The sequence below is a fragment of the Pedococcus sp. P2_F6 genome (assembly GCF_056403675.1).
Map to the genome: position 1 here is coordinate 378,706 of NZ_JBFUEZ010000004.1, position 14,629 is coordinate 393,334.

Below are 14,629 nucleotides of genomic sequence, written 5' to 3' on the forward strand. Positions count from 1 at the left end.
CACGAGGAGAGGGCACATGCGCACTGCCGAGATCGCAGGCCGAACCATCCCCACGGCAGGAGACGTCTTCGTCATCGCCGAGGCTGGGGTCAACCACAACGGCGACCTGCAGCTGGCCCACGAGCTGGTCGACGTCGCGGCCGAGTCCGGCGCGGACGCGGTCAAGTTCCAGACCTTCGACCCCGCCATGCTCGTGTCCAGCACCGCGTCGTCGACGCCCTACCAGCGCGCCCGCGGGGGAGCCCAGGACCAGCGTTCGCTGCTGCAGGCGCTCACCCTGCCGCACACGGCGTGGGCGGAGCTCCAGTCGCATGCTGCCGAACGCAGCATCACCTTCCTCAGCACGCCGTTCGACACGGCCAGTGCGGAGATGCTGGTCGGCCTCGGCCTGCCCGCCCTGAAGGTGTCGTCGGGCGAGCTCACCAACATCCCCTACCTGCGCGCCCTCGCCTCGCTCGGGGTGACCCTGCTCGTCTCGACGGGCATGGGCACGGCGCAGGAGGTGGCCGATGCCGTGAGCGCCTGCGAGCAGGCGCCGGGCCTGATCCTCTTCCACTGCGTGTCGGCCTATCCCGCGCCGATCGAGGAGTGCAACCTCCGGGCCATCCCCGCGATGCAGGAGGCACACGGCATACCCGTGGGTTGGTCCGACCACACGCCCGGTCTGACCACGGCACTGGGTGCCGTTGCCCTCGGGGCGAGCATCCTCGAGAAGCACTACACGACCGACCGCACCCTGCCCGGCCCGGACCACCGCGCCTCGCTCGAGCCGGCGGAGCTGACCGCCTACGTGAGCCAGACCAAGGTGCTGGCTCTCGGGCTCGGTGACGGTGTCAAGCGGCGGATGCCGTCCGAGGAGGAGAACGCGGCGCTCGTCCGGCGCAGCTGGCACGCGGCAGCCGACCTGCCGGAGGGCACCGTCCTCGGCGACGAGCACCTGCTGCTGCTGCGACCCGAGGGGGGCGTGAGCCCCGCTGTCGACATCCGAGGCCGTGGCCTCGGTCGATCGGTGCAGGCCGGCGCTCCCATCGGCGAGGACGACCTGTCGCCCGCAGGGGCCCGATGACCGCCGCGGGGCACCCGCTGCGCGTGGCTGTGTTCGTGGGCACGCGCGCAGACCTCGGACCTCTGTCGCCCGTCATCACGGTCCTCGCCGAGGCGCCAGACATCGACCTGCACCTGTTCACGGGCGTCGCCTACGGCGGCGACGAGCTGGCCGCCGCACTTCCGGCCACCGACCGGGAGGGCGGGTGGCGCGACGCCGTCCACGAGCTGGCCGAGCCGATCGTGGCGATCACCGTCGACGCGATGCTCGAGCACGGCCCGCGGTTGGCGTCCGGCGCCTCGCGGATGCTGCGCGAGGTCGCGCCCGACGTGTTCGTCGTCCTCGGCGACCGCTGGGAGCTGTTGTATGCCGTGCCGCCGGCCTTCTTCGCGGGCATCCCGATCGTGCACCTGCACGGCGGAGAGGTGACCGAGGGTGCCTTGGACGAGCGCGTCCGGCACGCCATCAGCAAGCTCGCCGACCAGCACTGCGTGGCATCCGCGGATGCTGCTGCCAGGCTGCGCCAGATGGGTGAGCCCGCCGACCGCGTCCACGTCACGGGGGCGCCCGGGCTGGACCGGCTGGCCCACGCCGAGCCGTACTCCGATGCCGAGCTGGGCGAGGAGCTCGGCGTGCCGGTGCGCAGACCGGTCGCGCTCTTCACCTACCACCCCCCGACCGCCGAGGCCGGCGCGCCGGTGGGGACCTGGGCGGCTGAGGCGCTGGCAGCGACGGTCGAGCACTTCGGCACCGTCGTGGCCACCTACCCGGGCATGGATGCCGGCCGGGACGACATCATCGCCGCCCTCCTCGCGGCGGCCGACACCCATCCCGGGGTCGTCGTCGTCGAGGCTCTCGGGGCGCGCTTCCCCCGGGTCCTGGCCAGCGTCGACGTCGTGGTCGGCAACTCGTCCTCCGGCATCATCGAGGCCGCTGCGGCCCACCTGCCGGCGGTCAACATCGGCGCGCGACAGCAGGGCCGGTTGCGTGGCACCAACGTCGTGGACGTGGCCGAAGGCGGCACGGCTGTCGGAGCGGGCCTCGCCATCGCGCTCAGCCCGGAGTTCGGCGAACGCGCCCGTGCGGTGGTCAACCCCTATGGCACGGGAGACGCCAGTGACCGGATCCTCGATATCGTGCGGCAGGCGCCGGCCTCGCCGCGCGTGAAACCTTTCGTCGACCTCGTGCCGGCGATCCCGACCGAGGAGGACCGGTGACCCAGCGCCAGCTGCAGGAGGCGTGCGCCCCGACCACCGCAAGCCTGCGTGACGTCGCGATCGTCATCGACACCTTGGCCTCGTCGTTGTGCATGCTCACCGAGCCCGACGGCCGGCTGGCCGGGCTGCTGACCGACGGCGACGTCCGTCGGGCACTGCTCCGGGGGGCCCACCTCGACGATCCCGCGCTCCAGCACGCCACGACGTCCCCGCAGACCGTCGCCGCCGGTTCGCCGCGCGCCCTGGTGCTCGACCTCATGCGTGCCCTGCGCATCTCGGCAGTCCCCGAGGTGGAGGAGGACGGCACCGTCGTGGGGCTGCACACCCTCTCGGACGTCGTGGGCGCCGACCCCCTGCCCAACGTCGCCGTCATCATGGCCGGCGGCAAGGGCACCCGGCTCGGCGACCTCACCAAGAACACCCCGAAGCCCCTGATGACGGTGGCCGGCCGGTCGATCATCGAGTGGATCGTCCTCAACCTCGTCGGCGACGGCATCCGCGAGGTCTACGTCAGCGTCAACCACCTCGCCGACCAGATCGAAGAGCACCTCGGCGACGGCACCAGGCTCGGGTGCACCGTGCGCTACCTCCGTGAGGACCCGGACCACCCCCTGGGCACGGCGGGTTCGCTCACGCTGCTGCGCCAGGAGCGGGGCGACCTCGCCGACCCGGTCATCGTCATGAACGGCGACCTCATGGTCGAGTTCGACACGAGCCAGCTGCTCGAGTTCCACCGGCGGCGCGGAGCCCAGCTCACGATGGGCGTCCGCAGCTACCAGCACGAGGTGCCCTTCGGGGTCGTCGAGAGCGACGACCAGCACCTCGTGACCGCCGTCACCGAGAAGCCGACGATCCGCTTCAACATCAACGCGGCCGTGTATGCCGTGGAGCCCGCAGCGCTGGCTCTGCTCCCCGAGGGGCAGGCCAGTACGATGCCGGGACTGGTCCAGCAGTGTCTGGACCGCGGCCACCGTGTCGCCGCATGGACGATTTCCTCCGACTGGATCGATGTGGGCACCCCCGTGGACCTGGCCCGCGCGAAAGGACAGGCGTGACCGACGCTGAGCTCACCCCCCAGGCCATGCAGGGCAGCCTGAAGGGCAAGACCGTGCTGGTGACGGGCTCCGACGGCTTCATCGGCAGCCACCTGGTCGAGCGCCTCGTGGCCGACGGGGCACACGTCCGCGCATTCTGCCTGTACAACTCCAACGGTTCGACGGGTTGGCTCGACGAGTCCGAACCGTTCAAGCAGGCGGTGCGTGACGGCCAGGCGGAGGTCATCCTCGGAGACATCCGCGACCCGGAGCACGTGCTCGCCTCCGTCGACGGAGCCGACGCGGTGCTGCACCTCGCGGCCCTCATCGCCATCCCCTTCTCCTACGTCGCGCCGCGGTCCTACGTCGAGACCAACATCATCGGCACGCTGAACGTCCTCGAGGCCGTGCGCCGCCACGGCACCCCACGCATGGTCAACACGTCGACCTCGGAGGTCTACGGCACGCCCGAGGAGGTGCCGATCACCGAGGCCCACCCGTTGCGCGGTCAGTCGCCCTACTCGGCCACCAAGATCGGTGCCGACAAGATGTGCGAGTCCTACGCGCTCTCTTTCGACACCCCCGTCACCACGCTGCGACCGTTCAACACCTTCGGGCCCCGCCAGTCCTTCCGGGCGGTCATCCCCACCGTGCTGTCCCAGCTGCTTGCCGGTGCCACCCAGGTCAAGCTCGGCGCCGTCTCGCCCAAGCGGGACTTCACCTACGTCACGGACACGGCTGACGGCTTCGTGCGGGCGGCCCTCGCAGACGTCGCCCCCGGCACCACGGTGCAGCTGGGCACTGGCCGCACCGTGTCGGTCGGCGAGGTCGTCGACCTCTGCAAGAAGGTCACGGGATCCACCGCCGAGATCGTCACCGACGAGGCCCGGCTCCGCCCCGACGGCTCCGAGGTCGAGATCCTGCTGTCCGACCCGTCGAACGCGCACGCCACCTTCGGGTGGGCCCCCACCGTCTCGCTCGAGGAGGGTCTGTCCCTGACCGCGGAGTGGCTGCGGCCACGGGTCGACGCGGAGACCGCTGGGCGCTACCACCGATGAGCATCCCCGCCGGAGAGGCGCACGCACCGGGCGCGCGTGGCCCGGAGGGCACCATCCCCCTCGCCGTTCCCAACATCGGAGCCCTGGAGCGTCAGTACGTGCTCAAGGCGGTCGAGTCGGGTTTCGTCTCGTCGGTCGGTCCCTTCGTCAACGAGTTCGAACAGCGGTTCGCCGAGCGGGTCGGCAGCCGGTTCGCGGTTGCCTGCTCGACCGGAACCGCAGCCATCCACATCGCCCTGCTGCTGCTCGACGTGGGCCCGGGCGACGAGGTCTTCTGTTCGGACTTCACCTTCGTGGGCTCGGTCAACCCCATCGCCTACACCGGCGCCACGGCCGTCTTCATCGACTCCGAGACCGACACCTGGAACATGGACCCGGCCCTGCTCGAGGGCGAGCTGGAGCGCCGCCAGCAGGCCGGCGAGCCGATGCCCAAGGCAGTCGAGGTGGTCCACGTCCTGGGCCAGCCGGCTGACCTCGAGGCCATCGCCCCGATCTGTGAGCGCTACGGCGTGCCGATCCTCGAGGACGCGGCCGAGTCGCTCGGCGCCTCCTATGCCGGGACCGGACGGTTGGCGGGCAAGCACACCGGCAGCGTGGGCCGCGTCGGTGCGTTCTCCTTCAACGGCAACAAGATCGCCACGACGGGCGGCGGCGGGATGCTCGTCACCGACGACGAGGAGCTGGCCCGCCGGGCCCGGCACCTGACCACCCAGGCCAAGGTCCCGGACGTCGGCTACCTCCACGACGAGGTGGGGTACAACTACCGGCTCACGAACATCGCCGCCGGCCTCGGGCTGGCCCAGCTCGAGCGCCTGGACGAGTTCGTGTCCCGCAAGCACGAGATCGCTGCGCGCTACGACGAGGCGCTGCGGGACACCCCGCTCGTCCTGCCTCCGCGGCTCGAGGGATACGACCCCACCTACTGGCTCTACTCGGTCCTGACGCCTGAGGCGGACGGTCGGGACGCCTTCCTGGCCCACTTGAACGACCACGGTGTGGGCGCGCGAGCGCTCTGGCGACCGCTGCACCTGCAGCCGCCGTTCGCCGACCTGGCCGTCATCGGGGGAGAGGTGGGCACGAGCCTGTTCACCCGGGGCGTGTCGCTGCCCTGCGCGACCGAGCTGACCGTGGCCGACCAGCAGCGGGTCATCGACGCGGTCCTCGCCTACTTCGGCTGACGCGGGCACCGCGGCTCGCGACTCCCCGCACGTGCCCCTGGACCTCGGGTCTCCAGGTCAGCGAGGTGTCCGGTGACACACGCAGGGGCGGGGACGTCACGGCATACCAACGGGTAACCTGAGGCCCGTGAGCACCGGTAACGACGCCTTCGACCTGTTCAAGATCTCCGAGGACCACGAGGCCCTGCGCGAGGCAGTGCGCGCCGTCGCGGAGGACAAGATCGCTCCGTATGCCGCGGCCGTGGACGAAGAGGCGCGGTACCCCCAGGAGGCGCACGACGCCCTGGTGGCCTCGGACTTCTTCGCGCCCCACATCGCCGAGGAGTACGGCGGCGTGGGCGCCGACGCCCTCGCGACCTGCATCGTCATCGAGGAGGTCGCCAGGGTCGACGCCTCCGCCTCGCTCATCCCGGCCGTCAACAAGCTCGGCACGATGCCGTTGATCATCGCGGCGAACGACGAAGTGAAGAGGCGCTACCTCACGCCCCTCGCGGAGGGGAGGACGACGTTCTCGTACGGGCTGTCCGAGCGCGAGGCCGGCTCGGACACCGCGGCCATGAAGACGCGCGCGCGGCGGGACGGTGACGACTGGATCGTCAACGGGCAGAAGTCCTGGATCACCAATGCCGGCGTCTCCGAGTACTACACCGTCCTGGCTGTCACCGACCCCGACGGCAAGCGCGGCAACAACGTCACGGCGTTCGTCTTGGAGAAGTCCGACGAGGGCTTCACGTTCGGTGAGAAGGAGCGCAAGCTCGGCATCAAGGGGTCCCCGACCCGCGAGCTGCACTTCGACAACGTCCGTATCCCCGGCGACCGGATCGTGGGCGCCGAGGGTGAGGGCCTCAAGATCGCGCTGGCGACCCTCGACCACACCCGCGTCACCATCGGTGCGCAGGCCGTCGGGATCGCCCAGGGCGCACTGGACTTCGCGGTCGGCTACGTCAAGGAGCGCAAGCAGTTCGGCAAGCACATCGCCGAGTTCCAGGGCATCCAGTTCATGCTCGCCGACATGGCGATGGCCGTCGAGGCCGCGCGGCAGATGGTCTACGTCGCGGCGGCCAAGTCCGAGCGGGGTGACAAGGACCTTCCGTTCTTCGGGGCGGCCGCCAAGTGCTACGCCTCGGACGTCGCGATGCAGGTCACCACCGACGCCGTCCAGCTGCTCGGTGGGGCGGGCTACGTCCGCGACTTCCCGCTCGAGCGGATGATGCGCGACGCGAAGATCACCCAGATCTACGAAGGCACCAACCAGATCCAGCGCGTCGTGATGGCCCGCCAGCTCCTCAGGTAGGGACGGCTGAACCGCCTCAGGGCGGTTGCCAGGTCCGCGCTGCCGTACGACGTTGGCGCTACGCGATTCGGCGCACGTTCTTCGACATCTGGCATAGGCCGGGCGACGGATGAGCATCGGCGCGCGCCCCACTAGCGTTGTCGAGCACGCCTGCACGGGGTCGCGCAGGCAACCACTACGTGCTGAACCGCTGGTTGGAGGCAGATCATGCCTGGAACTTTCCCTACCAGGCTGATCGCTCGCCTGGCGGTCGCCGTCGTCGGCTGCACTGCGGGTCTCGCGCTGGCGCCACCGGCCTGGAGCACGGCTGCCGATGGCACCTTCGTGGTGACATCGACGGGTGATGGCGGCGACCCCCTGACCGTCGACAACTGCTCCGCCGGAACGGGCGAGTGCACCCTGAGGGCAGCCATCCTCGCAGCGAACGCCCATTCCAATGTCGACGGGGGGACCGACGTCATCAGCTTCGCGATTGCCGGCGCGGAGCCTCACGTCATCGCCCCGACGAGCGTGCTGCCTGTACTCACCGACCAGGTGACCATAGATGCCGGCCTGCCGGCCCCGTGGGCGCCCCGGCGCGTGGAGCTCAGTGGTGCAGAGTGCAACCCAACCGGAAACCCCTGCGATGGCTTGGTGGTGGGGGGATCGGGCACCATCATTCGAGGGCTTGCGGTGCATGAGTTCTTCGCGGGGATCCGCAACATCTCGGGACGTGGCGACGGCCTCGTGGTCGAGGGGGACTTCATCGGGACGAACGCTGCAGGCACGGCTGTCGTCCAGCGTCCCTTCGCGCCCACGAGCAGCGGGGTCCTACTGGACCACGTTGAGGGCGTGCGGGTGGGAGGCGATCTCGCACAGGGCGAGGGCAATGTCATCGCCGGGCACCCCTTTGCGGAGGTTGACGGCATCGCCACACCGGGGGTCGAGGTGCTGGGCAACCACATCGGCGTTCTCGCCGACGGCCTCACTCCGCGAAGCGGCGGCGCCGGAATCAGGCTGCAGCAGGCCAGCGGCAGCCAGGTAGGCACCAGCGCAGCGCCCAACGTCATCTCCGGCGGCAGCTCGGGCGTGGGACTGCTCCTGCTGGACACGGCGGGAACCAAAGTCCAAGGCAACCTGATCGGGGTGGACTGGACCGGGAGTGTGCGCGCGGGAAACGGAGGAATCGACGTTCAGTCGGAGGGCATCCTGATCGGTGGGGCAGGTTCCGGGAACGTCGTCTCGGGAGGTTTCGGGATCCACGTGTCCTCGAACCCGGCGACAGGGGCGGAGGGCTCCACCGTGGTGAGCCACAACCTCGTGGGAACCGATGTCACCGGAACGGTCGCCATCCCGAATGCCGACGGAGTCACGATGGTGGACACCGGCAGCCTGGTGGAGGACAACGTGATTGCTGGCAACTCGGGCAACGGACTCGTGATCGGAACGAATGCCGGTCCAGGACATCGTGTCCTCCGGAACTGGATTGGCGTCGGCACGGACGGAACTGCGCTGGGCAACGGAGGCTTCGGTGTCTTGGTCTCGGACGACTTCGAGGGCGGCGCCCACGTCGTCGGCGGCGCGGCCGGGGATGGCAACACGGTCGCCTTCAACGGCCGGGGCGGCATCGCGATCGCACATCGCCCAGAGATTCCCGGGTTGCCGCTGCCACGCGGCGTCACGATCCGATACAACTCGGTGCACGACAACGGCACGCAAGGCTCGCCCGCGCTGGGGATCGACCTGCCGAGCGAGGCCGCACTGGGTGCGCCGGATGGCATCGACGACCTCGACGCCGACGCGGGCGCCAACGACCTCCAGAACGCTCCGGAGATCCTCGCGGCGACGACGACGGACACGGCGACCGTGGTCAGCGGTCGACTGCGCAGCACGCCGGGCGAGCGGTTCGACATCGATCTGTACGAGAACGGGGCATGTGACGAGACCGGGTACGGCGAGGCAGAGAAGTTCGTGGCCACGCAGGCTGTCACGACTTCGGGGTCAGGAAGCAGCACGCCGGGAGTGGCGTCCTTCAGTTTCACCGTGACGCCGCCCGTAGCCGATGGACACACTCTTGCCGCCTCCGCCACGAACGCGAACGCAAGCACCTCCGAGCTGTCCCGGTGCGGCGCCCCGTTGCCTGGGGCGAGGGTGTCCTACACGGGGCCCACCACCGTGACCTACTCGGACCCCGCCACCCTGAGCGGCCGACTCGAGACGGTGGCGGAGCCGCCGGCGCCGATCTCTGGCAAAACCCTCTCGCTCACGCTGGGGAGCCTGTCCACGGTGACGGCCGGGCCCACCAGTGCCGCGGGCACCGCCAGCGCCGCCGCACTCACCGTGACTCTCAAACCAGGCCCAACCACCGTCACGACCGAGTTCGCCGGCGACGACGTCTACAACCCCGCGACTGACACGGATCCCGTGACCGTCGCGAAGGAGAGCTGCACCCTCGCCTACACGGGCGACACGTCGGCGACCACCGGAACAACGAGCACGCTGAGCGCCCAGTTCGGCGAGAGCGACACCAACCCCGGTGACTGGTCCGGACACGTGCTCGACTTCGCGGTCGTCGGCTCCAGCGGGAACACCTCGCACTACACGGCCACGACCACCGACGCAGGTTTGGCCAGCACACGGGTCCAGCTCCCGCCCGACGCGCGTCGTGTGGGGGTGAGCTTTGCGGGTGACGACTACTACCTACCCTGCGCCACGTCCGCCGACACCAGCCTGATCGTGCAGCCGGCGAACACGGTGGTCACCTACACAGGACCTGCCACCGCCACCTACTCCGATCCCCTCACGCTCAGCGGACGGCTGGTGACCGGCGGCACCCCTGCGTCACCGATCGCAGGGAAGACCCTGTCCTTCACGCTGGGCGCGATGCCCACCGTGACCGGTGGCCCCACGGCGGCCGATGGCACTGCCTCGTCGACGCCGTTCGCCGTGACGGCCACACCGGGCCAGCGAACCGTGACCACCCACTTCGCCGGCGACACGGCATACGGGGAGGCGACCGACACGGATCCCGTCACGGTGCTGCGAGAGGACTGCACCTTGAGCTACACCGGTGACCTGCTCGTGAGCCCGCTGGCGTCGACGACGCTGCGCGCCCAGTTCGGGGAGAGCGACACCACCCCCGGCGACTGGTCAGGACATGCCGTCGAGTTCGTCGTTCTCGACTCGGCGTCCGCGACCACCGTGTACGCCGCTGCCACTGATGCGCAGGGGGTCGCGTCGCGAACCGTTGCCCTGCCTGCCAACGTCTATGGCGTGGGCGTCACCTTCGCCGGGGACGAGTTCTACAACTCCTGCCGCACCGCCCGCGACGCGGTGTTCACGGTCGAGCAGGCAAGAGCGAAGGTGACAGGTGGCGGCTGGGTCAGCACCGGAATCGGGCGCACCTCCTTCGGGTTCAACCTCATCCCGCAAGCGGGAGGCGCCTTGACCAGCCAGTTCCAGGCGCGTACGGCAGACAAGGACACGTTCCACGGATCTGGCCCCGCGACGGCGACCGTGCTGTCAGCCGCCTCAGTTCGCTGGACGGGTACCGGACGGTGGAACGGTGTGACCGGCTACGGATACACCGTCACCGTGGTGGACAACGGATCCTCGGGCGCCAAGAAGGGCGACACCATCTCAATCGTCGTCTATCGAGTGGCAGATCCTGCACATCCGGTCTTCTCCACGGGGAGTCAGACGCTCAAGGGCGGCAACATCACCGTCCACTGAGGCGGGGAGGGCCATACCTCGGCGGTCAGCCGCCGGAGGGCTTGCCGTCGGTGCCGGCCGGGGGCGCCTCGAGGGGCTCGTCGTTGCGGAGCATGGTGAACAGCGCCTTGGCGCGCTCGGAGTTCCACTTGACCGAGCTCCCGGCCGACGTCTGGTAGTTCACGCTCTGGATCGGGACCACGAGGCTGAGGCCCTGGTCGTTGGAGACGGCCCGCATGGCGAGCAGCACGCGGCTGGCGTCACGCATCGAGGTGTCCTCACCGACGATGAGACCCTTGGCTGCGGCGTGGGTGAACCCCCAGTAGCGCGTCGGGACGAGCACGGTGGAGGGGGTGGCGGCCTTCTTCATGATGGCGGCGAGGAACTGGCGCTGCCGCTCCGCGCGACCGATGTCGCCGCGCGGGTCGGAGTAGCGCGCGCGGACGAAGCCGAGGGCGTTCTTGCCGTCGAGGACCTGGCACCCCTTCTTCAGGTTGATGCCGGCCTTCTTGTCGTTCATGCGGAACGGCACGCAGATGTTGACGCCGTCGACGCTGTCGACGACCGAGGCGAAGCCGGCGAACCCGATCTCGACGTACCCGTCGATGTGCAGGTCGGTGACCTGCTCCACGGTCTGGACCAGGAGGTTCGGCCCGCCGAAGGCGAAGGCTGCGTTGATCTTGTTGCTGCCGTGCCCGGGGATCGGCACGTAGGAGTCGCGCGGGATCGAGATGAGGGCGGGCTTGCCACCACTCTGGGAGACGTGCACGAGGATGATCGAGTCGGTCCGACGGCCCGCGGCGTTGCCGGTGGCGTACTCCTTGCGCTGGGCCGCGGTGAGCCCCTCGCGACTGTCCGACCCCACGAGCAGGTAGGTGAATCCCTTGCTCTCCGGGGGTCGCTTGCCGGCGGGCGTGGTGTCGACCTTGGTCACCGAGTTCCACGCGTGCAGCGGCGTGAAGACCATGAACGCCACCCACGCCACGACCAGCAGTAGGACGACCCGCACGATCGGGAACCTGCGCCGGCGCCGAGGGGGTGACGTCTCGTCATACCCCGGGCCTGCAGGTGTCGCCGACGAGCCACGGCCGGACCCGGCAGCGGCGACCGAGGCCGGGGGAGCCGACTCGGCCGCGCGGGCGGCCTTGTCGCGCCGTCGGCCACGCACGTCGACGGTGTAGACCCCTTCGCCCTCGGGCGTCCCCTCGCCGTCCGACAGCCCCCCGGCGTCGGCGCCGCTGCCACCGCCACCCTGGGGGATGGGGCGTGCGTCGTCGGGGCGTTGGGGGCGTCCACTCATGCGGCAAGTCTGGGGTGAGGGGGTGGTCGAGGCAAAACGCCGCACGAAAGTTGCCTAGACGCAGAACAGCCAATTCCATGACGAAACGACCCGGCGACACGACACTCTGGAATCCCACGCGTCACAGAATTCTCACCTGTTGCGTCCCATACTGATGCACCATGAGCCGCCCGACCGTTGCCGACCCGGGACTGGTCGTCCCTCGCCGCGCGACCGGGCCCCGGCCGTCGCCCTCGGGCTGGCCGGCTGACGGCGTCTACCTGTCGGGAGGCCCCGGTCGCCGACTGGGCGATGCCACCCCGGCCAGCCCCCGGATGCGACGACGGCGGGCGTTCACCCTGGTCGCCCTGACGTTGGTGCTCCCGGGCGCCGCGCAGCTCGTGGCGGGGAACCGTCGGCTCGGACGCCTGGGTCTGCGGGTGTGGCTGACCATGGTCACGCTCGTCGTCGCGGTGGGGCTGCTCTTCCTGGCGAGCCGGTCGACGGCCCTCGGGCTGGTCGGCCGACCCTGGCTGATGCTCGGCCTGCAGTGGGTGCTCACGGGCTTCGCCGTCCTGTGGGCGGTGCTCTTCGTGGACGCCTGGCGGCTGGGTCGCCCCAACGGGCTCGTCGCCGCCTCGCGGCGCTGGCTCACCGGGCTGACGGCCGCGCTGCTCGTGGTCACCTCGGGCGGCCTCGTGTATGCCGCGCAGACCGTAGGTGCCGGGCGCGAGGCCCTGGGGGCGATGTTCCAGGGCAACAGCGCGATCGCGTCGACGAACGGGCGGTACAACATCCTGCTCCTCGGGGCCGACTCCGGCCGCGACCGGGTCGGCACCCGGCCGGACAGCATCCAGCTGGTCAGCCTCGACGAGAAGACCGGCCGGGCGGTGACCTTCGGCTTCTCCCGCGACACGGAGAACATCAACTTCCGCCCCGGTTCCACCATGGCTCGGCTGATGCCCGAGGGCTGGAACTGCGGCGACGAGTGCCTGCTCAACGGCCTCTACACCTGGGGGCAGGAGCACGCTGCGCTCTTTCCCGCGGGAACCCGCGATCCGGGCATCGTCGCCACCCGCGAGGCGGTCGAGGCGCTCAGCGGTCTGGAGGTGCACTACTACGTGATGATCGACCTCAAGGGCTTCCGCCAGATGGTCGACGCCGTCGGCGGCCTGGACATCACCGTCAAGCACCGCACCCCGATCGGCGGGGGCACCTCGCCCATCGTCGGGTGGATCGAGCCCGGTCACCAGCACCTCGACGGGTACCACGCCCTCTGGTACGCCCGCTCCCGCCAGGGGTCGACCAACTACGAGCGGATGGCCAGGCAGCGGTGCGTCACCACGGCGATGGCCAGCCAGCTCGACCCCCAGACGGTCCTGCTGCGCTTCCAGAAGATCGCCTCGGCCAGCGCCGGGCTGATCGAGACCGACCTGCCCCAGTCCGAGCTCGGGCGCTTCGCCGACCTGGCCATCAAGACGCGTTCGCAGAAGATCCGCGGCGTCAACTTCGTCCCGCCGCTGATCAAGCCGTGGGACTACGACCCCTCCGTGGTCACCTCGACGGTCCGGTCCACCATCGCCGCGTCGGAGAAGGCGGGCAGTACCAGCTCGAAGAGCAAGGCGCCGGCCGCCCCCCGGCCCGTGGTCAAGCCCAGGCACCAGCCGGGCACGGCCGTCCAGGACCCGGCCAAGGCGGCGGGGAACGCGGCGGAGAGCGATCTCTCCTCCGTATGCTCATCCTCCTCATGACGAGTACGCCGCCCGACGAACCGCTCCGCACGGCCCCCTTGGCGCCGCTGCCGTCGCTGCCCAGCGTCGGAGTGGTGATGCCGATCCTCAACGAAGAGCGGCACCTCGAGGAAGCGGTGGACGCCGTGCTGGGGCAGGACTACGACGGCCCCGTCCACCTGGTCCTCGCGCTCGGACCCAGCCACGACCGCACCGACGAGATCGCACGGGGCATCACCGATCGCGAACCCCGGGTGCGGAGCGTAGGCAACCCGTCGGGTCGCACCCCGGAGGCGCTGAACGCCGCCCTGGGCGCGCTCGACGAGGTCGACGTGGTCGTCCGGGTCGATGGGCACGGCGTGCTGGACCGCGACTACGTCAGCACCGCGGTGAGCCTCCTGACCGAGACGGGGGCAGCCAACGTCGGTGGCCTGATGGACGCCGAGGGCGTCACGTCGTTCGAGCGGGCCGTTGCCGCAGCCATGACCTCCAGGCTCGGCGTGGGAGCTGCCCGGTTCCACACCGGTGGCGAGGCCGGGCCGGCCGACACGGTCTACCTCGGCGTGTTCCGGCGTGAGTGGCTCAGCAGGTTGGGCGGCTACGACCCGCGTTTCGTCCGCGCCCAGGACTGGGAGCTCAACCACCGGATCCGGGAGGCAGGCGGGCTGGTCTGGTTCTCGCCCCGGCTCCGGGTGGCCTACCGCCCGCGGCCGACCCTCCGGGCACTGGGCCGGCAGTACCGCGACTACGGCCGCTGGCGCCGGGTCGTGGCCCGCACCCACGCGGGCACGATCAACGCGCGCTACCTCGCGCCTCCGGCGGCGCTCGTCGGAATCCTCGCCGGGCTCGTGGGGGGCTTCGTCTGGTGGCCCCTGTGGCTGGTGCCCGCGGCATACCTCGCCGTCATCACCGTGGGCGGGCTGTCGGTCCGCGACTCGCGGCTGCACCTGGCGGACCGCCTGTGGCTGCCGGTCATCCTGCCCACCATGCACCTGTGCTGGGGCTGGGGTTTCCTGTCCAGCCGCGTGCGGATCGACACCTGAGCGGTCGCGTATGCCGTGGGGCCGGCACCGCGCGGCGCCACGCCTCGCGGGTGCCGGCGGA

The 14,629-nt window shown here is 70.4% G+C and carries 10 protein-coding genes; 9 read left to right on the forward strand and 1 reads right to left on the reverse strand.

Translation table 11 applies throughout. The features are described 5' to 3' along the window. Positions 1–16: 16 nt before the first annotated feature. The 7 genes from AC1DWP_RS13275 (at position 17) to AC1DWP_RS13305 (ending at position 10,537) form a co-directional block, all read left to right on the forward strand. The gene (locus tag AC1DWP_RS13275) at positions 17–1,066 is read left to right on the forward strand and encodes an N-acetylneuraminate synthase family protein (protein ID WP_477614944.1); all 1,050 of its coding nucleotides are present in this window, start codon (positions 17–19) and stop codon (positions 1,064–1,066) included. Further along, positions 1,063–2,262 carry a UDP-N-acetylglucosamine 2-epimerase gene (neuC, locus tag AC1DWP_RS13280; RefSeq protein WP_477614945.1) on the forward strand — a complete coding sequence of 400 codons (1,200 nt, stop codon included), beginning with the start codon at positions 1,063–1,065 and terminating at the stop codon, positions 2,260–2,262. The genes AC1DWP_RS13275 and neuC overlap by 4 nt, the downstream gene beginning before the upstream one ends. Next, complete coding sequence (locus AC1DWP_RS13285; RefSeq protein ID WP_477614946.1) at positions 2,259–3,317, forward strand: nucleotidyltransferase family protein; 1,059 nt, start codon at positions 2,259–2,261, stop codon at positions 3,315–3,317. Before neuC ends, AC1DWP_RS13285 begins: the two co-directional genes overlap by 4 nt. Continuing rightward, positions 3,314–4,354, forward strand: coding sequence for an SDR family NAD(P)-dependent oxidoreductase (locus tag AC1DWP_RS13290; RefSeq protein WP_477614947.1), 1,041 nt, complete (start codon positions 3,314–3,316; stop codon positions 4,352–4,354). The genes AC1DWP_RS13285 and AC1DWP_RS13290 overlap by 4 nt, the downstream gene beginning before the upstream one ends. Beyond that, positions 4,351–5,532: an aminotransferase class I/II-fold pyridoxal phosphate-dependent enzyme gene (locus AC1DWP_RS13295; protein WP_477614948.1), complete on the forward strand. Its 1,182-nt coding sequence runs from the start codon at positions 4,351–4,353 to the stop codon at positions 5,530–5,532. Before AC1DWP_RS13290 ends, AC1DWP_RS13295 begins: the two co-directional genes overlap by 4 nt. Before the next feature lie 127 nt (positions 5,533–5,659). Continuing rightward, on the forward strand, positions 5,660–6,826 hold the full coding sequence (locus tag AC1DWP_RS13300) for an acyl-CoA dehydrogenase family protein (protein WP_477614949.1): 1,167 nt from the start codon (positions 5,660–5,662) through the stop codon (positions 6,824–6,826). 207 nt (positions 6,827–7,033) lie between these two features. Further along, positions 7,034–10,537, forward strand: a complete 3,504-nt coding sequence (locus AC1DWP_RS13305; RefSeq protein WP_477614950.1) for a CSLREA domain-containing protein — start codon at positions 7,034–7,036, stop codon at positions 10,535–10,537. A 25-nt stretch (positions 10,538–10,562) separates the two neighbouring features. Here AC1DWP_RS13305 and AC1DWP_RS13310 read toward each other — a convergent pair whose 3' ends face one another. Beyond that, a complete protein-coding gene (locus AC1DWP_RS13310) occupies positions 10,563–11,816 on the reverse strand; it encodes an LCP family protein (RefSeq protein ID WP_477614951.1) in 1,254 nt (417 codons plus the stop codon). 161 nt (positions 11,817–11,977) lie between these two features. Here AC1DWP_RS13310 and AC1DWP_RS13315 point away from each other — a divergent pair, with 161 nt between their 5' ends. Both AC1DWP_RS13315 and AC1DWP_RS13320 read left to right on the forward strand, forming a co-directional pair. After that, complete coding sequence (locus AC1DWP_RS13315; RefSeq protein WP_477614952.1) at positions 11,978–13,546, forward strand: LCP family protein; 1,569 nt, start codon at positions 11,978–11,980, stop codon at positions 13,544–13,546. Continuing rightward, positions 13,543–14,568: a glycosyltransferase family 2 protein gene (locus tag AC1DWP_RS13320; protein WP_477614953.1), complete on the forward strand. Its 1,026-nt coding sequence runs from the start codon at positions 13,543–13,545 to the stop codon at positions 14,566–14,568. Before AC1DWP_RS13315 ends, AC1DWP_RS13320 begins: the two co-directional genes overlap by 4 nt. The last annotated feature ends 61 nt before the right edge of the window (positions 14,569–14,629 follow it).